Annotated in this window: 20 protein-coding genes and 1 riboswitch; of the genes, 12 read left to right on the top strand and 8 right to left on the bottom strand. The window is 48.2% G+C overall.

What is annotated here, in order from left to right; translation table 11 throughout:
- Nucleotides 1–34 precede the first annotated feature (34 nt).
- From EXG77_RS00405 to ahpF, 6 genes are all read left to right on the top strand, one after another.
- Nucleotides 35–751 carry a GntR family transcriptional regulator gene (locus tag EXG77_RS00405; protein WP_023469811.1) on the top strand — a complete coding sequence of 239 codons (717 nt, stop codon included), beginning with the start codon at nucleotides 35–37 and terminating at the stop codon, nucleotides 749–751.
- Entirely contained in the window at nucleotides 744–2,285 is a 1,542-nt protein-coding gene (gene gntK / locus EXG77_RS00400) for a gluconokinase (protein ID WP_035395493.1), read from the top strand. The genes EXG77_RS00405 and gntK overlap by 8 nt, the downstream gene beginning before the upstream one ends.
- 24 nt (nucleotides 2,286–2,309) lie before the next feature.
- Nucleotides 2,310–3,656: a GntP family permease gene (locus EXG77_RS00395; protein ID WP_035395491.1), complete on the top strand. Its 1,347-nt coding sequence runs from the start codon at nucleotides 2,310–2,312 to the stop codon at nucleotides 3,654–3,656.
- A 20-nt stretch (nucleotides 3,657–3,676) separates the two neighbouring features.
- Nucleotides 3,677–5,077 carry a decarboxylating NADP(+)-dependent phosphogluconate dehydrogenase gene (gnd, locus tag EXG77_RS00390; protein ID WP_035395489.1) on the top strand — a complete coding sequence of 467 codons (1,401 nt, stop codon included), beginning with the start codon at nucleotides 3,677–3,679 and terminating at the stop codon, nucleotides 5,075–5,077.
- A 221-nt stretch (nucleotides 5,078–5,298) separates the two neighbouring features.
- On the top strand, nucleotides 5,299–5,862 hold the full coding sequence (gene ahpC / locus EXG77_RS00385; protein WP_012371860.1) for an alkyl hydroperoxide reductase subunit C: 564 nt from the start codon (nucleotides 5,299–5,301) through the stop codon (nucleotides 5,860–5,862).
- Between the two features lie 14 nt (nucleotides 5,863–5,876).
- Nucleotides 5,877–7,406 carry an alkyl hydroperoxide reductase subunit F gene (gene ahpF, locus EXG77_RS00380; RefSeq protein ID WP_023469816.1) on the top strand — a complete coding sequence of 510 codons (1,530 nt, stop codon included), beginning with the start codon at nucleotides 5,877–5,879 and terminating at the stop codon, nucleotides 7,404–7,406.
- Nucleotides 7,407–7,449: 43 nt separating this feature from the next.
- On the opposite strand, the gene EXG77_RS00375 is transcribed toward ahpF, so the two are convergent.
- Nucleotides 7,450–8,019: a hypothetical protein gene (locus EXG77_RS00375; RefSeq protein WP_023469817.1), complete on the bottom strand. Its 570-nt coding sequence runs from the start codon at nucleotides 8,017–8,019 to the stop codon at nucleotides 7,450–7,452.
- Nucleotides 8,020–8,269: 250 nt separating this feature from the next.
- Here EXG77_RS00375 and EXG77_RS00370 point away from each other — a divergent pair, with 250 nt between their 5' ends.
- Entirely contained in the window at nucleotides 8,270–8,812 is a 543-nt protein-coding gene (locus EXG77_RS00370) for an ECF transporter S component (RefSeq protein WP_035395486.1), read from the top strand.
- Nucleotides 8,813–8,857: 45 nt separating this feature from the next.
- On the opposite strand, the gene EXG77_RS00365 is transcribed toward EXG77_RS00370, so the two are convergent.
- Nucleotides 8,858–10,351 carry a malate:quinone oxidoreductase gene (locus EXG77_RS00365; RefSeq protein WP_035395484.1) on the bottom strand — a complete coding sequence of 498 codons (1,494 nt, stop codon included), beginning with the start codon at nucleotides 10,349–10,351 and terminating at the stop codon, nucleotides 8,858–8,860.
- A 193-nt stretch (nucleotides 10,352–10,544) separates the two neighbouring features.
- Nucleotides 10,545–12,050: a glycosyltransferase family 2 protein gene (locus tag EXG77_RS00360; protein ID WP_035395483.1), complete on the bottom strand. Its 1,506-nt coding sequence runs from the start codon at nucleotides 12,048–12,050 to the stop codon at nucleotides 10,545–10,547.
- A 179-nt stretch (nucleotides 12,051–12,229) separates the two neighbouring features.
- Here EXG77_RS00360 and EXG77_RS00355 point away from each other — a divergent pair, with 179 nt between their 5' ends.
- On the top strand, nucleotides 12,230–13,759 hold the full coding sequence (locus EXG77_RS00355) for a cryptochrome/photolyase family protein (protein ID WP_035395481.1): 1,530 nt from the start codon (nucleotides 12,230–12,232) through the stop codon (nucleotides 13,757–13,759).
- A 40-nt stretch (nucleotides 13,760–13,799) separates the two neighbouring features.
- Here EXG77_RS00355 and EXG77_RS00350 read toward each other — a convergent pair whose 3' ends face one another.
- Complete coding sequence (locus EXG77_RS00350) at nucleotides 13,800–15,167, bottom strand: amino acid permease (protein ID WP_035395479.1); 1,368 nt, start codon at nucleotides 15,165–15,167, stop codon at nucleotides 13,800–13,802.
- A 160-nt stretch (nucleotides 15,168–15,327) separates the two neighbouring features.
- Nucleotides 15,328–15,405: riboswitch (glycine riboswitch) on the bottom strand.
- A 209-nt stretch (nucleotides 15,406–15,614) separates the two neighbouring features.
- Here EXG77_RS00350 and EXG77_RS00345 point away from each other — a divergent pair.
- Complete coding sequence (locus EXG77_RS00345) at nucleotides 15,615–16,154, top strand: histidine phosphatase family protein (protein WP_035395477.1); 540 nt, start codon at nucleotides 15,615–15,617, stop codon at nucleotides 16,152–16,154.
- Here the strand turns inward: EXG77_RS00345 and EXG77_RS00340 are convergent.
- Nucleotides 16,146–17,120 (bottom strand): PD-(D/E)XK nuclease family protein, encoded by a 975-nt coding sequence (locus tag EXG77_RS00340; protein ID WP_052017071.1) that lies wholly within the window; start codon nucleotides 17,118–17,120, stop codon nucleotides 16,146–16,148. The genes EXG77_RS00345 and EXG77_RS00340 overlap by 9 nt on opposite strands.
- A gap of 222 nt (nucleotides 17,121–17,342) precedes the next feature.
- Here EXG77_RS00340 and EXG77_RS00335 point away from each other — a divergent pair, with 222 nt between their 5' ends.
- Nucleotides 17,343–18,566: a sugar MFS transporter gene (locus EXG77_RS00335; protein WP_035395475.1), complete on the top strand. Its 1,224-nt coding sequence runs from the start codon at nucleotides 17,343–17,345 to the stop codon at nucleotides 18,564–18,566.
- Nucleotides 18,567–18,607: 41 nt separating this feature from the next.
- On the opposite strand, the gene EXG77_RS00330 is transcribed toward EXG77_RS00335, so the two are convergent.
- Together EXG77_RS00330 and EXG77_RS00325 are read right to left on the bottom strand one after the other, a co-directional pair.
- A complete protein-coding gene (locus tag EXG77_RS00330) occupies nucleotides 18,608–19,129 on the bottom strand; it encodes an NUDIX domain-containing protein (protein WP_035395473.1) in 522 nt (173 codons plus the stop codon).
- 18 nt (nucleotides 19,130–19,147) lie between these two features.
- Nucleotides 19,148–19,642 (bottom strand): LURP-one-related/scramblase family protein, encoded by a 495-nt coding sequence (locus tag EXG77_RS00325; protein ID WP_035395470.1) that lies wholly within the window; start codon nucleotides 19,640–19,642, stop codon nucleotides 19,148–19,150.
- Nucleotides 19,643–19,784: 142 nt separating this feature from the next.
- On the opposite strand from EXG77_RS00325, the gene EXG77_RS00320 reads away from it, so the two are divergent.
- Nucleotides 19,785–21,392, top strand: coding sequence for an FMN-binding glutamate synthase family protein (locus EXG77_RS00320; RefSeq protein WP_035395469.1), 1,608 nt, complete (start codon nucleotides 19,785–19,787; stop codon nucleotides 21,390–21,392).
- A 107-nt stretch (nucleotides 21,393–21,499) separates the two neighbouring features.
- Nucleotides 21,500–22,495, top strand: a complete 996-nt coding sequence (locus EXG77_RS00315; RefSeq protein ID WP_029343007.1) for a tRNA-dihydrouridine synthase — start codon at nucleotides 21,500–21,502, stop codon at nucleotides 22,493–22,495.
- A gap of 45 nt (nucleotides 22,496–22,540) precedes the next feature.
- Here EXG77_RS00315 and EXG77_RS00310 read toward each other — a convergent pair whose 3' ends face one another.
- A complete protein-coding gene (locus tag EXG77_RS00310) occupies nucleotides 22,541–23,053 on the bottom strand; it encodes a hypothetical protein (RefSeq protein ID WP_035395466.1) in 513 nt (170 codons plus the stop codon).
- Nucleotides 23,054–23,057: the final 4 nt, after the last annotated feature.

Genomic DNA, 23,057 nt, shown 5'->3' with positions numbered 1-23,057 from the left:
ACAAGTATACTCACTTTAGAAATCAGGTGATTCCATGTCAGAACTGTTATACCCCTTGAAGTGGTTAGCAAAAGCTTCCGCTGGAGATCGTGTCGCACACGAGCTACGGATGCGCATCATTTCAGGAAAGATTGAAAGCGGTACCATTTTATCCGAAAACAAATTAGCCTCTGATTTTTCAGTCAGTCGCTCGCCCGTCCGTGATGCGTTAAAGGTTCTTGCATCCGAACAATTGATTCGTCTCGAACGAATGGGCGCGGTCGTCGTCGGTTTGTCTGAGCGCGACATTCAGGAAATCTATGATGTCCGGCTACTCATTGAAACGTTCGTCTTCGAACGACTCGTCAAAATCGAACGGGCAGAACTCGTCCGTGAACTCAGTAAAATTCTCGAAATGATGAAAGTTGCCATCAAATACAAGGATGCCGATGAATTCTCCTTCCAGGACGTTCTGTTTCACGAAACAATCATCCGCTCGATTGATCATGGATATGTCAGCATGATTTGGCAAAATCTCAAACCGGTCATGGAAAGTTTCATCCTCCTATCGATGCGGGTACGATTCGAGGAAGACATCGAAGACTTCGAACGCATCCTCGCGAACCACGCCTTGTACATCGAAGCGATCGAGACAGGGGATCGTGAACGGATGGTCGCTTCCTTACATCAGAACTTTGATGACGTCCAGGAAGTCGAAGATCTCTGGAAAACGCAACAAATGATGTCGAAAGGAGTCGATTCACATGACTGAATACATGTTAGGCGTCGATATCGGAACGACGAGTACGAAAGCGGTCTTATTTACGACAAAAGGAGAGGTCATCGGACAAACGAACGTCGGTTACCCGCTCCATACACCAAACCGCTCGACGGCGGAGCAGGATCCGGAAGAAATTTTTGATGCTGTACTCGAATCGATCCGCTTGATCACGAAACGTCATCCGAGCATGCCACCGAAGTTCGTCGCGTTCAGTAGTGCTATGCACAGCTTGATCGCGATGGACGCACAACATCAACCATTGACTGCCTGCATCACATGGGCAGACAGTCGGAGTGAAGCATGGTCGAACAAGATCAAGGAACAATATGGTCTATCGATCTATCACCGGACCGGAACACCGATCCATCCGATGTCACCGCTCAGCAAAATCAGTTGGCTCGTCGAAGATCGTCCTGATCTCCACGCTCAAACGAAAAAATATATCGGGATCAAGGAATTCGTGTTCCAAAGACTGTTCGGCAGATATGTCATCGACCACTCTCTCGCTTCAGCGACCGGTCTCTTCAACATTCATGAATTAGGCTGGGATACGGGCGCGTTACACGTCGCGGGAATCGATGCCAGCTACTTATCGGAACCCGTACCGACGACGACGTCATGTACTGGACTGAATGCTGATTACGCACGACAAATGGGACTCTCCGTCGATACGCCGTTCCTAGTCGGTGCCAGTGACGGTGTCCTTTCTAACTTAGGTGTCAACGCGATTCGCAAAGGGGAAATTGCGATCACGATCGGAACGAGCGGTGCCATCCGAACAATCATTGATCGTCCGCAGACCGATGAAAAGGGACGGACGTTCTGTTACGCGCTGACCGAGGACCACTGGGTCATCGGCGGACCCGTTAATAATGGCGGAATGGTCTTACGGTGGATCCGAGACGAACTCGCGTCAGCAGAAGTCGAGACAGCAAAACGCCTTGGCATCGATCCGTACGCTGTTTTGACGAAGATTGCCGAACGCGTCCGTCCTGGATCCGACGGGCTATTGTTCCATCCTTACTTGTCCGGTGAACGAGCGCCGCTCTGGAATCCGGATGTCAGCGGTTCGTTCTTCGGTTTGACGCTCTCGCATAAAAAAGAGCATATGATCCGGGCAGCACTAGAAGGCGTCATCTACAATCTCTATACCGTCTTCCTTGCTCTGATTGAGTGTATGGACGGTCCTGTGACACGGATTCAGGCGACGGGTGGGTTTGCCCGGTCCGAAGTCTGGCGCCAAATGATGGCGGACATCTTTGAATCAGAAGTCGTCATTCCGGAAAGCTTTGAAAGTTCATGTCTCGGTGCGTGTATTCTCGGATTGTATGCGACGGGGGAAGTCGATTCGTTCGAAGTCGTCTCCGAGATGATCGGGGAAACGCATCGTCATGTACCAAATGAAGAAGCGATGCATGAATATCGTCAGCTCTTACCGATTTTCATTAGCTTGGCTCGAACATTGTCTGAGGATCATAAACGAATCGCTACGTATCAACGGAGCTTGATTCAAGAAGAAAACTAACTTAATCTTTTGGGGGAAGTCATCATGCCTTTAGTCATCGTAGGAATTGGGATCGTCGCGTTGCTCGTTCTCATCATGGGGTTGAAATTAAATACGTTCGTCTCACTCATCATCGTTTCCTTTGGCGTTGCACTACTGCTCGGCATGCCGCTCGATCAGATCGTCAAAACGATCGAAGCTGGTATCGGAGGAACGCTTGGTCACCTCGCATTGATCTTTGGTCTTGGTGCCATGCTTGGAAAGCTGATCGCTGACGCCGGGGGGGCGCAGCGAATCGCCATGACGCTTGTCGCCCGGTTCGGGGAAAAGAACATCCAGTGGGCAGTCGTCGTCGCTTCATTCATCATCGGGATCGCCCTCTTCTTCGAAGTCGGACTCGTCCTGTTGATTCCAATCGTCTTTGCGATTTCACGTCAGCTTCGTGTCTCGATTCTATATCTCGGAATCCCGATGGTCGCAGCCCTGTCTGTCACGCACGGCTTCTTACCACCTCACCCAGGTCCGACCGTCATCGCTGGGGAATATAAAGCCAATATCGGGGAAGTCTTATTGTATGGTTTCATCGTTGCTGTTCCGACGGTCATCATTGCCGGTCCTATCTTTACGAAAATCGCGAAACGACTCGTTCCTGAATCGTTTACACGGACAGGAAACATCGCGTCACTCGGGGAACAAAAAGAATTTGATTTAGACGAGACACCAGGCTTCGGCATCAGTGTCTTCACGGCGATGCTACCGGTTCTTTTGATGTCGGTCGCAACGATCTTCACGCTCTTACAAGAAACACTCGGCTGGGGTGAAAACAGCGTCATCTCGGCGATTGAGTTCATCGGGAACGCTTCAACGGCGATGTTGATTTCATTACTCGTCGCGGTCTACACGATGGGGATCGCGCGTCAGATTCCGATGCAAACGGTCATGGAATCGTGTACGACGGCGATCGCCCAAATCGGGATGATGCTATTGATCATCGGTGGTGGCGGTGCCTTCAAACAAGTCTTGATTGACGGTGGTGTTGGGAAATACGTTGCGCACTTATTTGATGGATCAGCGTTATCCCCGATTTTACTCGCTTGGTTGATTGCTGCGATTCTGCGGATCTCACTCGGTTCCGCAACAGTCGCTGCCCTTTCGACAGCAGGTCTCGTCATTCCGTTACTGGAGCAATCCGACGTCAACTTAGCGCTCGTCGTTCTCGCGACTGGTGCAGGTAGTCTGATCGCTTCACACGTCAATGATGCAGGCTTCTGGATGTTTAAAGAGTATTTCGGATTATCATTAAAAGAAACGTTTGCGACATGGACTGTGCTTGAGACGATCATTTCCGTTTGTGGACTTGGGTTCGTTCTTCTCCTCAGCCTCGTCGTCTAAGAAAAGGAGTCGTTCTACTTATGCAACATTCTATCGGAGTCATCGGGCTTGGCGTCATGGGACGCAACCTGGCACTGAATATGGCGAGTCATCAAGAAGAAGTCGCCATCTATAACTACACACGTGATTTAACAGACGATCTCGTCGCACATGATGAAGGACTACCCCTTCATCCGTACTACGACATTGAAGCATTCGTTCAATCACTCGCTCGCCCACGTAAAATCTTCATGATGGTCACGGCTGGTAGCGCGATTGATTCAGTCATCGAATCGTTGCTTCCGCATCTCGAAACAGGCGATATCATCATGGATGGTGGGAACTCTCACTTCCTCGATACAGAGCGTCGTTTCGACGAGTTACAACGCCATGGGATCGAATACATCGGCGTCGGTGTATCGGGTGGTGAAGTCGGTGCGCGGACCGGTCCTGCGATCATGCCTGGTGGATCGAAAGAAGCTTACGAACATGTCGCACCGATCTTGACAAAGATCGCCGCTCACGTCGAAGGAGATCCATGTTGTGTTTATATTGGTCCGAAAGGCGCTGGTCACTTCGTCAAGATGGTCCATAACGGAATCGAGTATGCGGACATGCAACTGATTGCTGAAGCGTATAGCTTCCTCCGTTTCCGTCTTGGACTCGACGTCACGGAAGTCGCGGACATCTTCGCTGAGTGGAACGAAGGTGAACTGAAAAGTTATCTGATTGAGATCACAGCAGACATCCTCCGAAAAACGGATGACGAGACAGGGCAACCGTTGATTGATGTCATTCTCGATCAAGCCGGTCAAAAAGGAACTGGAAAATGGACGAGCCTACAAGCAATTGATAATGGGATCGCCTCTTCGATCATTACGGAAGCCTTATTCGCGCGTTACCTTTCAGCTATCAAAGAAGAACGCGTCGCAGCGTCTGCTGTCCTAAAGGGACCAGAAGACTTGTCAACGCTTGAGCGAGACGCGTGGGTCGAACGGATTCGTCAAGCGCTTTATATGGGGAAAGTTGCCGCATACGCGCAAGGCTTCACCCAGTACCGAACGTCGTCTGAGTTGTATGACTGGAACTTACGCCTCGAGGAGATCGCCTTGATCTTCCGTGGTGGATGTATCATCCGGGCCGACTTCTTGAACGTCATCAGTGAAGCATTCAAAAATGATGCGAACCTCTCGAACTTGATGCTCGCCCCGTTCTTCGCTGAGAAAGTACAGGCGTATCAAGAATCGTTACGTCACGTCGTTGCCGAGGGTGCATTATCTGGTTTTGCACTCCCATCTCTATCGACGTCACTGACGTATTACGATAGCTACCGGACAGCGAATTCGAATGCCAACATGTTGCAAGCACAACGCGATTATTTTGGTGCTCACACGTATGCTCGAACAGACCGCGAAGGGATCTTCCACACGGACTGGCAATAAAGAATACAGCTCCCGACTCCTGTTTCATTTAGGAGTCGGGATTTCTTTTTTTGTTCACACAATCTTTCCTGAAATAAGAAATTGCCGATTATACCTTGACAAAAGTGTTGGTCTATATGAAATTAGTATTAGATTAGAATTATTCTAGTGTGATAAATACAGATTCCTTGTATGCACTAGAACAGATTCTAAAAATAGAACCCTTGAGGAGGATTTTTATCATGTCTTTAATCGGAAGTGAAGTAAAACCATTCAGTGCATCAGCATTCCACAACGGAGAATTCGTTGACCTAACGGATGCCAACCTTCGCGGTAAATGGAGTGTCGTATGTTTCTACCCTGCAGACTTTACATTCGTTTGCCCGACAGAACTCGAAGATCTTCAAAACCAATACGCAACACTCAAAGCGCTTGACGTTGAAGTTTACTCTGTTTCAACAGATACGCATTTCACACATAAAGCATGGCACGAAACATCAGAAACAATCGGTAAAATCGAGTACGTCATGATCGGCGACCCATCACACGTCATCTCACGTAACTTCGAAGTCTTGAACGAACAAGATGGTCTTGCTGACCGCGGTACGTTCATCATCGACCCAGACGGCGTCATCCAAACAGTTGAGATCAACGCAGGCGGTATCGGTCGTGATGCGAGCACGCTCGTCAACAAAATCAAAGCAGCACAATATGTACGTAACAATCCAGGCGAAGTTTGCCCAGCGAAATGGGAAGAAGGCTCTGCAACACTCACACCAAGCCTTGACCTCGTCGGAAAAATTTAAGGAGCGGATTCGCGATGGCTTTAGCACCAGACATTAAAGCACAACTCGCGCAATACCTCGAGCTTCTCGAAGGCGATCTCGTCCTAGCCGTTAGTGCTGGGACAGACGCCGTCTCGCTTGAGATGAGCGCACTCGTCGAAGAGATCGCAAGCATGACACCACGCATCTCCGTCGAGCAGGCAAGTCTTCCCCGGACACCAAGTTTCACAGTCAACCGTGTCGGTGAGACAAGCGGCATTACGTTCGCGGGAATCCCACTCGGTCATGAGTTCACGTCCCTCGTTCTCGCTCTGCTCCAAGTCAGCGGTCGAGCACCGAAGGTCGATGCGGACGTCATCAAGCAGATTCAAGGCATTCAAGAAACGTACCACTTCGAGTCGTACATCAGCTTGAGCTGCCACAACTGCCCGGATGTCGTACAAGCATTGAACGTCATGAGCGTCCTCAACCCGAACATCAGTCACACGATGATTGATGGCGCGGCATTTAAAGCAGAAGTCGAACAAAAAGAGATCATGGCTGTTCCGACGGTCTTCGTCAACGGCGAAGCGTTCGGTAACGGACGGATGTCGCTTGAAGAAATCTTGGCGAAGCTTGGTACAGGTGCCGATGCTTCTGATTTCGCTGATAAAGATCCATACGATGTCCTCGTCGTCGGTGGTGGTCCAGCTGGATCGAGTGCTGCCATCTATGCAGCCCGTAAAGGCATCCGGACAGGAATCGTCGCAGAACGCTTCGGTGGACAAGTCATGGATACGATGAGCATCGAGAACTTCATCAGCATGAAGTACACGGAAGGACCAAAACTCGTCGCAAGTCTTGAGGAGCACGTCAAGGAATATGGCATCGACGTCATGAACCTACAACGGGCAACTCGCCTTGAGAAGAAGGACCTCCTTGAGCTCGAGCTTGAGAATGGTGCTGTCTTGAAAACGAAGAGTTTGATTCTTTCAACAGGTGCACGCTGGCGTAACGTTGGTGTCCCAGGCGAACTCGAATTCAAGAACAAAGGCGTCGCCTACTGCCCACACTGTGATGGTCCGTTGTTCGAAGGAAAACGTGTCGCAGTCATCGGTGGCGGAAACTCAGGAATCGAAGCAGCCATCGATCTCGCAGGAATCGTCAAGCATGTCACGGTCCTTGAGTTCGCACCGGAATTAAAAGCAGACGCGGTTCTTCAAGAACGCCTCGCTTCACTTCCGAACGTCACGGTCGTCGTCAACGCACAGACGAAGGAAATCACAGGAACGGACAAAGTGAACGGTATCACGTACATCGAGCGCGAAACGAACGTCGAACGTCACGTTGAGCTCGAGGGTGTCTTCGTCCAGATCGGTCTCGTACCGAACACAGACTGGCTCGGTGAAACGGTGAACCGTAACAAGTTCGGTGAAGTCCAAGTCGATCGCCACGGCGCAACGAACGTACCAGGCGTTTTTGCTGCAGGAGACTGCACAGATAGCGCGTATAAACAGATCATCATCTCGATGGGATCTGGTGCAACAGCTGCACTCGGTGCTTTCGATCACTTGATCCGGAATTAATGAAAAAGAGCGGAACTCAAACGAGTTTCGCTCTTTTTCTGCCTCAATAGTAGATTTCACCGTACCATGAACAATGATATTCTTTCGTGATGTGATGTCTTGTTAAGATGCCTTGCTTCGCGTATGTACCACTGACCGTTACGACCATCGTTTGCAAAGCATCGATTGGAGTACCGGAGAATCCGGTTTGCGTCCACTTTCCACCATCGATCGCAAGAGACGTCATCGAAAAGACATCGGATAATCGTTGGCGTTTACTCTGTTCCAAAAGTTCCGTCTCGAAATTTCCGATGATCCGGACATCGTTTCCACGTTCCGTACGTTCAAGCGTTCGTTCACTATCCCACTCTAAGCTCGTTTGGACACGTAGCGGCTTCAACCGTTCGAGTGCCCGTTCTTGAAAACGTTCCGGCGAAACCCAGTCCTCGTCTGCGAATTGATTTGCTGCAAGCAACGTGACGTCCGCATTTTCATGTGTCCGATTTATGTTTTCCACGATTTTTTCATATGCTGCGTAATAACGTTGGTGTTGTGTCGTCTGGTCCTTTGCCTCTGATGTGACTGATGACAATGAAGCGAATAAAAAAACAGCTGTCGCAATCTGATATTTCACTGACTTCCCCTCTCTTTCGCTGTTCATTGTACGAAAAAAACGAGGAATAGATTCGAAAACGACAACCGTTTTATGGATTTTTTCATTCAAGAGTGTATCAATAGATCGTACTCTTATGGAATTAAGAACAGATCAAGATTTGTATTCAAAACTGACCCCTATAAATAATTCAAAGTTGACACTTTTGACTAGTCCAGTCATCTGATAGATTGAAGATATCTTAAAATCTATCATAAAGAAGGTTAGCCACATGCAAAAAGCAGCACCGTATTCTAGCACTCGTACCCGCCAGCTCGTCATCACTGCGATGTCAACCGCACTTGTTCTTGTTGCAACGATGTTCATCAATATTAAATTACCCATCGCTCCAAACGGTGGTCTCATTCATATGGGAACAGCGATGCTCTTTCTTGTTGCCATTTTATTCGGTCCACGGACAGCATTGATTGCCGGTGCTGTTGGAATGGGCTTATTTGATCTTCTATTGGGCTATACGATTTGGGCCCCTGGTACGATCATCGCACGTGGACTTCAAGGGCTGATTGTTGGTTACATCGCGTGGTCAGGTGGTCGCAACGGAACGAATGTCACATTCAACTTGATCGGGATGATCGCTTCCGCTCCTGTCATGCTGCTCGTCTACTTCGTACATGAAGGGATTATGTTCAGCAACTGGGTCGCACCATTCGGTTCCATTACAGGAAACATTATTCAAAACGTCCTCGGAATCCTTGTCGCGATTCCAGTCGGGATTGCACTGAAGAAAACACGCTTCTTCCGTAACTTCCGCTAAATCAAAAAAACCGTCCGGCTCCTCGTAGAGTCGGACGGTTTTCGTTTAGCGAATCGGTTGACCTTGTTCGAGTTCGAGCGTTTTTGCTGTTTCGGCATGGATCTGTTCGAACAGCTCCGGATGTTCAACGAGTGAGATCCCGTAAGACGGAATCATCTCCTTGATTTTTGCTTCCCACGCCGGTAATTCGGACGGGAAACATTTTCTGAGTACTTCGAGCATGACTGGAACCGCTGTTGAGGCACCTGGTGACGCCCCGAGTAAGGCAGCGACAGATCCGTCGGCCGCACTGACGACTTCTGTTCCAAACTGGAGTGTCCCTTTTCCTTGTGGTGTATCCTTGATGACTTGGACACGTTGACCAGCGACGACGACATCCCAGTCTTCTGTCTTCGCATTCGGAATGAACTCTCGTAACTCGTTCATCCGTTGTTCCGTCGACAAGAGGACTTGTTCGATCAGATACTTCGTCAATCCCATCTCTTTAGCTCCCGCAGCAAGCATCGTCAAGACGTTATTCGGTTTGACGGACGCAATCAAATCAAGATTCGATCCTGTCTTAAGGAACTTCGGTGAAAAGCCAGCGAACGGTCCGAAGAGGAGTGATTTCTTCCCATCGATGTATCGTGTATCCAAGTGCGGTACTGACATCGGCGGTGCTCCGACTTTCGCTTTTCCGTAGACTTTCGCATGATGCTGTTCAATGATTTCAGGATTTTTACAGACGAGGAACAAGCCACTGACTGGGAAACCACCGATCTGCTTCGATTCCTCGATGCCTGTTTTTTGGAGCAATGGTAAACTACCGCCGCCACCCCCGATGAAGACGAACTGAGCCGTATGATGCTCGATCCGGTGATCGCGCTCATTCTTCACTTTGACTTCCCAACCTCCGTCAACACGTTTCAAATCCTCGACACCGTGCTGATAGTTGATCTCTACATCGTGCTGTTCGAGATATTCAAACAGGATTCGTGTCAACGCACCAAAGTTGACGTCCGTTCCTGAATCGATTTTTGTCGCAGCAATCGGCTCGGGTGACGTCCGACCGTTCATGATGAGTGGAATCCACTCGGCTAATTTCGCTGGATCCTCTGAATATTCCATTCCCGCAAACAACGGATTTGCTGATAGCGCTTCCAATCGTTTTTTCAGAAATTCGACGTTTTCTGTTCCTTCAACCATACTCATATGTGGAATCGGCATGATGAATTCTTTCGGATTCGGCAAGACACCTTCCTTGACGAGATGCGACCAGAATTGACGTGATAGTTGGAACTGTTCGTTTACTTTGACCGCTTTACTGATATCGATCGAACCATCAGCATTTTCCGTCGTATAGTTCAGTTCGCATAATGCGGCGTGACCTGTTCCTGCATTGTTCCACTCGTTCGAGCTCTCTTCCCCGGCACTCGCGAGTTTCTCGAATACCTTGATGTTGATCTCAGGCGCGAGTTCTTTTAATAAGACCCCTAACGTCGCGCTCATGACTCCGGCACCAATTAAAATAACGTCTGTTTTTTTAGGCATACTGCTCATGATATCCTTCCTATCCCCGTTGATATTATGGACTACCTGTCATGAAAAACTTCCCCCTCATGACGACAACTTACCTTTCCATTATAACCCTATCATAGCTTGCGCAGAAAGGAACTTCTTTTACATTCAGAAATGTGCCGAGGCAGCTGATTTTACAAAATCGTCTGCCTCTTTTCGAAGCAGACGATTCCGCTCATTTGATGCGTAATCCTAAGTTTCCTTTAATGGTTTCATACCAACGATAGGTGTGATAGCTTTTTTGAATCACTGGCTCCTCCATCGAAATAGCCATGACCTGCTGCCCATAGTCATCAAAGCGTAGATAAACAAGATAACTCCCCCGCTCCATTTGTTTGGGTAGCTCTACCCGCAAGCGATAATAATGATTTTCAAGATCTGTGACATCTGTCTTTAAAAGATGCGTTTCTTCCATCCAATTACGATGTTGTAACGAAATCCCTTCTACACGAATTCGACGATCTCCAAGTGTTTGAACCGTTAGCTCGAGTCCCTTTTCTGTCAGTTCTAATTCGTGCACCTTCACATATAGAGAAAGAGCTAGCATTTGTTTCTGACCACTGCCTAATGGAATACTCCAGTAAGGTTGATCATCCACCCATTCGATTTCCTTTGTTTCTTTCGATTTCGACCACTTGACAGCATTCATGAAATCATCAAAACGTCCGGTGTTCCAGTAATGATACAACAGACGATTGAACGGCTTTTCAATCAATGAATCGATGGGATAGGAACGGTGTTGCGTAAATAAGGCAACGACGCGCGCAAACATTTGATGATAGGCTGACGGATCATGACTTTTGAGAAAGTGCTTACGATCATATAAGCGTGTGATGCAGTCAAACTCAATCAGTCGATTGAGGATGAGACGCTCCTTTTCAACAGGTAATTTATATTCCAACACACGTCGTAAGACGATAAGATTTGTTTCCATCTTTTCCATGATATCAGTCTGCTTCGTTAATGAGTCATTTTCCTCGAGACGGTTCAAATAATAGATGGGAGCAGTGACCGTTGATATCGCATCCGTTCGTATTAAGACATCGATAAAAAATTGTTTATCTTCGGCGAATTTCATCGAAGGAAATTGAATCGCATGACGTAGCAGAAAGTCTCGACGCATCATACGGGCACGTGGACCGAGATGATAAAACGCATGCTTTAACGTATAAGGAGAAACGTGATCACGATTACGATTTGATTCGTGAACACCGATGATTCGGTTCGGTTGATTCGTAGACACTTGAATCGTACGTCCGACGGCGTAGTCCACTCCGGTTCGATCCATCGTCTCATTCAAAATTCGTAATCCATCATGCGCTAACCAATCGTCCGCATCCAAAAACGTAACATATTTCGATCGTGCAAGAGCCAAACCTAGATTACGTGGCATCGCAGGCGTGCCCGTATTGTTTTTCAGCAGTATGCTGACAAGTTGAGGATATAAGGAAGATAAGCGTCTTAACAGACGGCGTGAGCCATCTGTGGATTTATCATCTACCGCAATGATCGTCACGTTTCGAATACCGATCGTCTGTACTAAAACGGAGTTAATCGTTCGTTCAAGATAGATAATCGCGTTGTACACTGGAATAACGACTGTAACAGCAACATGACGTCTTAGACGTTTTGCATTTAAAACCTCATAGTCTTTTGGTACTGATGAAATCTTTGACCTCACTTGATTCACTCCTCATCCTCAAAGGTGATTCAATTTATCAACTATATTGGTTTTTAATGTAAAATACTTATAGTATAAACAAAATTTAATTGTCCTGCAAGTATCGTTTGGAACACACACGAACGTATGAATTTATTCAAAAACGGTAATCATATAACAAAGATAAAGGAGGGACTCTCATGGCGACACGCTGGATATTCGGTAATCAATTGAATCACGATCTCCCCTTATTGCAGGAAGCAAACAAACAAGATGACGTCATCCTAATGGTCGAAGCGTCCTCACGCTCCAAGTGGAAGACGTACCATAAACAAAAACTTGTCCTCGTCTTCTCGGCGATGCGGCATTTCGCTGAAGAACTACGCGAGAAAGGCTTCACCGTTGATTACCGGGAAGCCGACTCGTTCGATCAGGCATTCAAGGCGCACCGGAAAGATCATGATCCGGATCATGTATTCTATACGGCGATTACGGACGAACCGATGCGCAAGGCAATGCACAAGTGGCAAGACGCCTTACCGAAGAAGATCACGGTCGAGGTCTGTTCTGACGTTCCGTTGTTTTTACTGACACAGGAAGAAGCGATTGAAGCAATCGGCGACAAACCATACAAGATGGATCGGTTTTATCGCAAACTGCGTAAGGAACGAAACGTTCTCATGAACGGCTCTAAACCGATTGGTGGAAAGTGGTCGTTTGACGCCGAGAACCGAAAACCAGCGAAGTCCGGAACGACGTTTCCGGATCCCGTTCAGTTTCGTCCCGATCGTATCACAAAGGACGTCATCGACAAGGTCGAGCGTGATTTTTCCGATCATCCGGGAGCACTTGATTCCTTCCATTGGCCGGTTACGCGAAAGGAAGCGACGCGGGCTCTCCATCGTTTCGTCGAAGAACGACTCGAGACGTTCGGGACATATCAAGACGCTATGCTGACCGGTGAAGATACGTTATCGCACTCACTCTTGTCAGCAGCAATCAATCTCGGCTTGCTGACACCGGAAGAAGTCATTCGTCAAGTCGAATCCGCCCTCGAAGATCAAGATGCTCCGCTCAATGCAGTCGAAGGTTTCATTCGGCAAATCCTCGGCTGGCGTGAATACATGCGTGCCGTCTACCTAGCCGAGATGCCGGACTATGCTTCCGTCAATACGCTACGTCACGAAGCGGATCTACCGGACTTTTTCTGGACCGGGAAAACGAACATGAACTGTGTCGCAGAATCGTTACGTCCTGTCGTCGAGCATGCTCATAATCACCATATCCAACGCTTGATGGTGCTCGGGAACTTCGCTAATCTGTTTGCGATCTCGCCGCAACAGACGGCAGATTGGTTCAACGAGATGTACATCGATGCCTACGACTGGGTCGTCTTACCGAACGTCCTCGGGATGGCGCTTCATGCCGACGGAGGAACATTATCGACTAAACCGTACATCGCTTCGGCGAATTACATCCATAAGATGAGCGATTATTGCAAGGGATGTCCGTTCCATCAAAAGGACATGCTCGGAGAAGGTGCCTGTCCGTTTAACGCCTTGTACTGGGACTTCATCGACCGGCACGAAAAACGCTTCGCTGATAATCCGCGGATGTCGATGATGTATCGGCAATGGGGAAAGCGCGATGCGGACAGCAAACGCGATATTCGAAAGAAAGCGAAAGCACTCCGGAAACAATTACAGGATGGTGCTTTCGATACACCATGAAACAAGCCGGTCGGATTAGATCCGACCGGCTTGTTTTGGCTTACGCACTTTTTTGATTAGCTGCTTGTTGTTTCTTTTTCCGGAGGTGATACAGTCCGAATAGTCCAAGGAACCAAACCGGTGTCAGCAACAAAGCTGGACGTGTATCGTCAGCAAACAGCATGACGACGAGAATGACCGCAAACAATCCGAGCACGAGGTAATTGACGAGTGGTGTCAATGGCGCTTTGAACGTCGACGCCGCATGCAGTTCCGGATTTTGTTTCTTGTACCGGAGATGACAGACGAGGATGACACCCCAGACCCAGATGAAGCAGATCGCACTAATCGTCGTGACGATACTAAATGCTTGTCCTGGTAACAGTTTACTGAGCAAAGCACCGACTGAGACGACGATCGTCGAGACGAACAAGGCGTTTGCCGGAACATGGTTTTTGTTCAACTTCGAGAACTTTTTCGATGCTTGCTGTTGATTTCCCAGGTTATACAGAATCCGGCTCGTCGAGAACATTCCGCTGTTACACGCAGAAGCAGCGGACGTCAGTACGACGAAGTTGATGATTCCTGCTGCGAGCGGAATCCCGATCAGACTGAACGTCTTGACGAAAGGACTTTCTGTTGCACTTAATCCTGTCCATGGGTTGATCATCAAGAGGACGAGTAAGGCACCGACATAGAAGAATAAGATCCGAAGCGGAATCTTATTGATTGCGGACGGAATGTTCTTCTTCGGATCCGCTGTTTCTGCTGCGGATACCCCAACGAGCTCTACGCCGACATAGGCGAAGACAACCATTTGGAACGATAGCAGGAATCCAGAAATCCCGTTTGGCATCCATCCGTCATGTGACCAGAGGTTCGATACCGTCACAGGACCAGCGTCCGTTTTAAAACCGATTGCGAGCAGGACGATTCCGACACCAATCAAGGCGAGGATCGTCACGACCTTGATCAAGGCAAACCAAAACTCGAGTTCACCGAACAATTTAACGGTTAATAAGTTAAAACCAAGTAAAATCAAGAGCGCGAGAACGGCTGGAATCCATTGCGGGATATCAAACCAATACTTGACGTATACACCGACGGCGATGATGTCCGCCATCGCTGTCATGATCCAACAGAACCAATATGTCCATCCGGTCACAAACGCGGCACGTGGTCCGAGATAATCTTCTGCGATATCCGTGAGTGACTGATAACCTGCTTTTGACAATAACAATTCCCCAAGTGCGCGCATGACGAAGAAGATCGCGATCCCGACGAGTAAGTAGGCAAAAATGATCGATGGACCGGCGAGTTGAATCGCTTTACCTGATCCTAAAAACAAACCCGTTCCGATCGTTCCACCAATGGCAATCAACTGTACATGACGATTCGATAAATCTCGTTTTAATCCTTGCTGTTCCAAACCTGAACTCCTCCTTATGGTGGCTTCTCTACGCTTCAGACCGTTCTGTCGGTCCTGAAAAAGAAAAAAAGAGACTGGACGAATGTCCAATCTCAACAAAATCAAAGGAATAACCCATACACGCCACTACGACATTCCATGAATGTCCGTCGCTGCATGTGATTACTCTTCTGTCCGTTTGCCTGAGATTGTGAACCCTTCGGCGCCGTGTCGACACGGTCTCTCCAGAAGCTGCTCCTGCCATAGTGTGACCCATGACAATCATAGCTTTCTCTTTATTTGATTATCCGATGCGTCGCTGCATCGATGAATTGTTTCTAATTCTAGTAATCTCTAAAGCGTTTGTCAACGTCTTTTTCAAAATGATTTTTCAACTTATGAAAAGGACTTTACCATCTTTTCCAGAAATCATACAGCACGACTTGATCACGAAAGGATGGAATATTCATGTCGACGATTTACTTGATTCGCCACTGTGAAACGACCGGTCAGGCACCGGAAGCCCCGTTAACTCCTCGCGGAGAAAAACAGGCGCAACGACTGTGTACGCAGTTACTTGAGCTTCCGATCACGCATCTTCTTTCGAGTCCGTATCGCCGTGCGCTCGACTCGATTCAACCACTTGCGACTGCTTTGAAACTACCCATTGCACAAGAAGAGGACTTAAAAGAACGACGGTTAAGTGCTGTTCCACTTGACGATTGGCAGGACCATCTTCGTCGAACGTTCATCGATCCCGATTATACGTGTCCTGGTGGTGAATCCAGCCGGATAGCGACGGGGCGTATCACACGCGTCGTTGAAGAAGCGTTGCAACAGCATGATGGAGCCATTCTTGTAACGCATGGGAACTTGCTATCTTTATATCTACATTCGATCGATCCAACGTTCGGATTCGAAGAAAGTTTACAGCTGAAGAATCCGGTTCTTTTTAAGGTGACGCAAATCGATGGTGTCGTATCCTTTCAACCAGTCGATCTACACTAACGGAGCCTGACTAAAATGTGCATAACGCTTCAACTCGAATACGGTTTGTTCAAAATTAATTGTTTGATCATCAAAGACTTGTATGTAATCGGGACGTTGTGCAATCGTCATCGTTTTTCCGCTACGAACACTTTTCGGTCGACTTAAATTCAAGTCATTCTTTTGAGAATACGCGAATAATGCTTGCATGCACTGATCCCGATACGCTCTCATATCTTGACTATCAGCAGCTTCTATCTTAGCTTTTAACGTTGATTCTTCTAACTGCCAATAGTGCGGTTGACTATCATCTCCTTTCCACCAGAATGCCCAAAATCCACCACGGGCATTTTCCACACGCCCCCAGTTTCCGTGCTTCAATTCTTTTTGCAGATCTCTAAAGAATCCTTGCCAAGAGAAATTGCTCCATTCCGTGAGAGGTAATGATTTATAGGATTCGATCGAGGTGTCAATCTGCTTGAGATACTGAAGATAATCATTCAAAATATCATTTCTCGTCGAAGCAGGAAAGCCGCTCAGTACTTCAATCATCTTCGTTCGCGTAAATACTTGATATCCTGCTCCTGTCACGCCGGAGTAGTCGCCTTGTTCTACGATTTTGTAATAAATCGGTATCGGCTCCAAATACCATGTTTCAGGATGCGTTTTGACCATATCAAGATATCGCTTTAATTGGTTGGAATGATGTTTCGTAAAGACTTTATCCTCGATCAAAATGGCATATGTCTCATTAATGATCGCTAATATATCTAGACTATTGAACTGTCTTCTAATACGGACACTGTGAATAGGCTCCGGCAATGAGCAATCATGAAGGTAAAACATTTCGCGTACGAATCCATTCGCAATCGCATGGAGTTGTGGATCGTGATTTCGTGCTCCTTCTTCCGCCCACTTCAATAACCAACATAGAAAGGCATCTTGTGATAGCTCACTTGTGGCATAATCAAAAATATTAGGTTTCAAATGAATACCTCCTTTTATTACAATTATAACCATTTAATTTCCTTTTATTATTCATTTTGAAGAATAATAACGAACTCTACTCATTCAATTTGCTTATAGATTTCATAAGAACTATCTATTTTACTTCCCTTCGGAACGGCTTTATATTGAATGAATTGATAATAAAGTTAAGTAGTTTTCGATTCAGGTATGAAGCGGAACTTCAGAAAAGAAGGGATTTTTATGTCTACCACAAAAAAAGGCTATTTCATGATGATCGTCCTCTGGTTCGCCTATGCGACCTTCGCCATGAACTGGGTCGCGGGTTCGTCGTTGACGCCACAAATCACGGCGCATTTCTTCGGTAATCAGACCGTTGACCCCCTCATCTCACAACTCGTCAACTATTCGATTACGACGGCGCGTGTCTTCGCCAACATTCTCGCCGCGCTCATCTTGATGAAGCTCGGTCCGAAAAAAGCACCGTTGCTCGCACTGTTGTTCCTGATGATGTCGATCGTCGCCATCTATCTACCGAACTACTGGGCGTATACGGTCGCTCGCATGGTCATGGGACTCGGTGGTTCAATGGTCATCGTCTACATGAATCCGGTCGTGACACGTTACGTCCAAGATCCGGCTGAAAAATTACGGATCAACGCCTTCAACACTGTTTCCTATAACGTCGGTGCATTCGTTGTTTCGCTCTTGTTCACCTTGTTCGCTGATCAATTCGTCAGTGACTGGAAACTAACGTTGACGATCTTCGCGAGTCTGACAGCGATTCTCTTCTTCGCATGGTGGATCGGTAGTGAGTCGTTCGAGTTGAACGATGCTCCGGACGCGGACGAAACGCCTTACGGTTACGGAGATGCTGTCCGCGATCCGTTCCTCTGGAAATATGCGGTTGCCTTCGGTGGTTTCTTGACGCTCTATATCTTATCGCTCGTCGGCTTGAAACCTGTGTTCGATACGTATACGCAGTTGAACGGTTCGCTCGTCAACCTGTTGGTCTCCGGTGCCGGAATCGTCGGTACGTTCGTCGGTCTACGGATTGGTAACAAAGGAACACCTCGTAAACCGATTCTGTTGATCAGCGGGACGGTCATGATCGCGAGTTTCCTCGTCACGGTCTTGTTCGGAAACATCTCGCCGCTCGTTTCATATGTCTTTGCGTTCATTTCTGGATTTGCGATGTACATCCAGTATCCGATCTTCATGAACTTGGCACACGAACGAAAAGGGATGACACCGCAAAAGATCACCGTCTTATTCGGTCTCTTCTGGGCGATCGCTTATGCGACGCAGACGATCTTTACGATCATTTGGAGTTACGCACTCGGACATGCTGGATATACGGTCTCAATGATCGTCTTCTTCCTCTGCTGTTCCGTGTATCTGTTCTTCACGTTCTTCTTACCAGAAACAAAACCAAAACGGACGGATGCACTTCGAAAATCCGCTTAATCAAGCAACAAGCCCTTCCGAATCACCGGAAGGGCTTGTTTTTATGCCTCGTTATGCGCGCCGTAACTATGGCGAAGGGTAAACAACAGTCGAATCAATGATTCATGATAACCGATGAACCAGCCTTCTTCGATTCCGTTAACGATCGCTTCTTCTGTCATCCAAGCGACGCGTTGAACTTCTTCTTCCTGCAACGTCAGCGTCGTCAAATCCACTTCCTGCTCGACGAGATAATAATCGTCAAAACCGATTTCAAACGGGATCGTCAGATGGGGACGGATGCCTGTGAAATCGATATCGAGTCCAAGCTCTTCCGACAGCTCACGTTGTGCTGCCATCTGACTCGTATCCCCACTGATTGCACTGCCCCCGACCGTCACATCCCACATGTTCGGCCAACCGGATTTGAACGGTTGCCGTTGTTGGACGAGCATCTCTCCTTTGGCGTTAAAGACACAGACGTGAATCGTCATGTGATAATCGCCGGCTGTATGTGGCGTCCCCCGTGTCCAGAGCCGTCCTGTTTTCTTACGATCTGCTGTGTATACGTCCCACTGTTCCATCCTAAATCATGCCCCTTTTTAATCAATGAAAGATGTAGAGTTCGAACTTTCCTCCGCCTTGACGCAATCAATCGCGACGACGAGAGCGATCAACAATTCTTCCATCGCTTCATCTTCGACTTCAATCATGTACTGGTCGGTCCAAGAAATCCATTTTTTCTGAACGCGACCAATCCGTTGTCCCTGTTGTAGAACTTCAAAATCGACATCCCACCAGTCACCCGTCACTTCGAACTGATCCGAGTTGATCGTATAGCGGTCCTTGAAGAAGGTAAGCTCTTTAATAATTTCAAATGATTGCCCTGCTGCTTCGACATAAAAGACCGGTCGGAAACTGAACGTTTTCTTCTCGATTTCGGCGACGACTTCTCCGTTTCGGTTCGTTACGGTAAAGGTCTTCGGTAATTTCATAAAACTACCCTCGATGTGATAGGCATCGTGCCCTGCCTCGTCTTGAATCGAGAATCGTCCACGTAAACTGAACGCTTTTTCTTTCATATAGAGTGTATGCATACCGGTCTCCTCCTTTAGTGTATAGTCTCATTTACGCGATCATCGACGGAAAAGATTCAATATCTGGAAATTGTCGTTTGTGTCCGGACTTTCAGTGGTATCAACTTACATATCACGAATCTACGGGAAAGAAGGAATTTTGATGTCTATCGATACGATTGTTCTCTTCATTTTACTCGCCATCGCCCTGTTGATCATCCTTGTCCCACCGCTTCTTCTTTGGCATGTCTGGCGCGCCGATCGCCGCCAGCAAGAACACGCGGTCCTGCGAAACTTCCCTGTCCTTGGAAAAATGCGCTATATCCTCGAGAACATGGGACCGGAACTCCGCCAATACTTATTTCTCAACAATAACGAAGGGAAACCCTTCTCCCGTAATGAATACAAGACGGCCGTCCTTTCCGGCAAATATCAAAGTCGGATTCTCGGTTTTGGATCGGAACGTGATTTTGAAGAAGCTGGTTTTTATGTACAAAACGCCCTCTTTCCAACGAATCGTCAGGAATTACGCATCGACCAGTCGGAACGTGTCGACACACACATCTATCAGATTGACCGCGATGAACTATTTACACGTAAAGAACATCTCGTTGCGAAGCAAATTTCACCGTATCTCTTGAAAATGGAGGATGCACTAGTCATTGGCGCAACGACATGTCGACACCCTTATCAAATCCAAGGACTGATTGGTCAATCAGCAATGAGTTTTGGAGCGCTCGGTGACCGTGCCATTACCGCGCTCTCGATCGGACTGGGTCGCGCCAAAGGGAGCTGGATGAATACCGGGGAAGGCGGGCTGTCTGACTTTCATCTTAAAGGTGACGTCGACATCATCTGTCAGATCGGTCCCGGTCTGTTCGGTGTCCGAACGGAAGACGGTGATTTTTCGTTCGATGAGTTCCAGAAAAAAAGTGAGTTACCGCAAGTCAAAGCCTTCGAACTCAAGCTCGCTCAAGGAGCTAAAACGCGCGGTGGTCACCTCGAAGGATCAAAGGTCACAGAAGAGATTGCCGCTGTCCGGAAGGTCAAAGTCGGTGTCGGCATCGATAGTCCGAACCGCTTCAACGAATTCACGACACCAGAGACGATGCTCGACTGGGTCGAACGTCTTCGCGAAGTTGGCGGCAAACCGGTCGGAATCAAAGTCGTCGTCGGTAATCTTGAAGACATGCGGCAGTTGATTGCTTATATGAAAGAATCTGGACGTCATCCGGACTTCATGACGGTCGATGGTGGCGAAGGGGGGACAGGCGCGACGTTTCAGGAACTCGCAGATGCTGCCGGTCTACCACTCTTTTCCGCCTTACCGTTCGTCCACCAACTCCTGACGGAAGCCGGTTTACGCGACAAGGTCAAAGTGTTTGCGTCCGGGAAGCTGATCAGTGCCGATAAGATTGCGATCGCTCTCGCCCTCGGTGCCGACTTCGTCAATATCGCACGTGGTCTGATGTTTAATGTCGGCTGTATCCAAGCGCAAGTCTGTCACACGAATCACTGTCCGGTCGGTGTCGCGACGACCGACCCGAAGCTGCAAAAAGCGCTGATCGTCGACGAAAAAAGTTTCCGCGTGACGAACTACATCATTTCGTTACGAGAAGGTCTTTATAACCTGACGGCAGCAGCAGGACTCGTCTCGCCGACGGAACTTCGACCCGAACACGTTATCTATAAGGACGAAGCCGGACACCTGATTCCGGGACCGGACTGGATGGCACGGCATATGATGGATCGCTCTCTTTCCTCACGGTAACGAATAGCACTCACTTGCACTTTTTAGCCAGAGCGCTTAAAGTGTATAGTTGATGAAATTCTTTAACCACACATGTGCATTACCTTAAGGAAAGGGTTTAATATACTATGAAAAAGAACTTTTGGCAGGACTTACCACGACCATTTTTCGTCTTAGCACCGATGGAAGACGTCACCGACGTCGTCTTCCGCCACGTCGTCGCGAAAGCGGCGCGTCCGGACGTCTTCTTCACGGAATTCACGAATACAGAAAGCTATTGTCATCCGAAAGGCAAGCAGAGCGTCCGCGGACGTCTCGAGTTCACGGAGGATGAACAACCAATGGTTGCTCACATCTGGGGCGACAAACCGGAATATTTCCGCGAAATGAGCATCGGCATGGCAGAGATGGGCTTTAGCGGGATCGACATCAACATGGGCTGTCCCGTCCATAACGTCGCCGTGAACGGTAAAGGCTCCGGCTTGATCAATCGTCCGGAAGTCGCGGCTGAACTGATCCAAGCTGCAAAAGCGGGCGGTCTCCCAGTCAGCGTCAAAACGCGTCTCGGTTATACGAAGGTCGAAGAGTGGCACGATTGGTTGCGCCACATCCTCGAGCAAGATATCGCGAACCTCTCGATTCATCTCCGGACACGTAAAGAGATGAGCGCCGTTCCAGCGCACTTCGAATTGATTCCGGAAATCAAGAAGTTACGCGATGAGATCGCACCACAGACGTTACTGACGATCAACGGGGATATCAACGATCGCCAACATGGTCTTGAACTCGTCGAGAAATATGGTGTCGACGGTGTCATGATCGGTCGCGGGATCTTCCACAATCCGTTCGCGTTCGAAGTCGAGAAAAAAGAACATTCGAGCCAAGAACTCCTCGATTTGTTACGTCTCCAGCTTGATCTGCACGATCATTACTCGGCTCAATTCGAGCCACGTCTCTTCAAACCATTACGCCGGTTCTTCAAGATTTACGTCCGCGGATTCCGCGGCGCGAGTGAACTGCGGGTCAAATTGATGGAGACGAACTCAACAGATGAAGTACGTGCCTTACTCGACGCTTTCGTTGAAGAAGAAGGAATTCACGAGGTCAACTCGTTTTCAATTTAACAGCAAAGCACGCCTCCTCGTCTCGAGGAAGCGTGCTTTTTCGTGTCACCAGTGTTCGACGGTTTGCCGCGTATCCGCACACCACTGTTCAAAGTCAGACTGATGCGTCAGCAACAGGAAGCGCCGTTTACCGAGTCGTCGGTCGAGCCGTGCGATGCCGCGGATGAAAGGATGTGGATGAACGAGCGCTTGTTCAAACGCAAGGTTCGGGTACTGCAACAAGTCCTGTTGCATCTCGTAGTTCTCCATGTACCCGTCCTGTTTGACCTGTCGTTCGATCTCAGCGGATAACGCATGCGACTGCTTCAACCAGTCGGACTGCCATAACGATCCGGCTGGTTTTTCCGGTAACTGTGCAGCTTGTAATGCATAACGCCGCTCGACTTCCCGCTCGAAGTGAAAGTCGTCTGCTCCGAAAATCTCTTCTCCGTCAAACGTCATCCAGACTCGGCTGGGGTTATCTTGAATCCGGTAGACGGCTGCATGAAAAGCAATCCGTCCCTGTAACGACGGGGCGAGCAGTTGCTCGACCCGTTTTTTGATGATGGAAAACTGCACGCAA

Source organism: Exiguobacterium sp. OS-77 (assembly GCF_000414195.2).
GTDB lineage: Bacteria > Bacillota > Bacilli > Exiguobacteriales > Exiguobacteriaceae > Exiguobacterium_A > Exiguobacterium_A indicum.
This window is presented reverse-complemented; position numbering and strand designations above follow the sequence as displayed.

Bases quoted from the DNA above. Each gene is read 5' to 3' on its own strand.
- EXG77_RS00405 (WP_023469811.1), top strand. From the start codon at position 35: ATGTCAGAACTGTTATACCCCTTGAAGTGGTTAGCAAAAGCTTCCGCT.
- gntK (WP_035395493.1), top strand. From the start codon at position 744: ATGACTGAATACATGTTAGGCGTCGATATCGGAACGACGAGTACGAAA.
- EXG77_RS00395 (WP_035395491.1), top strand. From the start codon at position 2,310: ATGCCTTTAGTCATCGTAGGAATTGGGATCGTCGCGTTGCTCGTTCTC.
- gnd (WP_035395489.1), top strand. From the start codon at position 3,677: ATGCAACATTCTATCGGAGTCATCGGGCTTGGCGTCATGGGACGCAAC.
- ahpC (WP_012371860.1), top strand. From the start codon at position 5,299: ATGTCTTTAATCGGAAGTGAAGTAAAACCATTCAGTGCATCAGCATTC.
- ahpF (WP_023469816.1), top strand. From the start codon at position 5,877: ATGGCTTTAGCACCAGACATTAAAGCACAACTCGCGCAATACCTCGAG.
- EXG77_RS00370 (WP_035395486.1), top strand. From the start codon at position 8,270: ATGCAAAAAGCAGCACCGTATTCTAGCACTCGTACCCGCCAGCTCGTC.
- EXG77_RS00365 (WP_035395484.1), bottom strand. From the start codon at position 10,351: ATGAGCAGTATGCCTAAAAAAACAGACGTTATTTTAATTGGTGCCGGA.
- EXG77_RS00355 (WP_035395481.1), top strand. From the start codon at position 12,230: ATGGCGACACGCTGGATATTCGGTAATCAATTGAATCACGATCTCCCC.
- EXG77_RS00345 (WP_035395477.1), top strand. From the start codon at position 15,615: ATGTCGACGATTTACTTGATTCGCCACTGTGAAACGACCGGTCAGGCA.
- EXG77_RS00335 (WP_035395475.1), top strand. From the start codon at position 17,343: ATGTCTACCACAAAAAAAGGCTATTTCATGATGATCGTCCTCTGGTTC.
- EXG77_RS00330 (WP_035395473.1), bottom strand. From the start codon at position 19,129: ATGGAACAGTGGGACGTATACACAGCAGATCGTAAGAAAACAGGACGG.
- EXG77_RS00325 (WP_035395470.1), bottom strand. From the start codon at position 19,642: ATGCATACACTCTATATGAAAGAAAAAGCGTTCAGTTTACGTGGACGA.
- EXG77_RS00320 (WP_035395469.1), top strand. From the start codon at position 19,785: ATGTCTATCGATACGATTGTTCTCTTCATTTTACTCGCCATCGCCCTG.
- EXG77_RS00315 (WP_029343007.1), top strand. From the start codon at position 21,500: ATGAAAAAGAACTTTTGGCAGGACTTACCACGACCATTTTTCGTCTTA.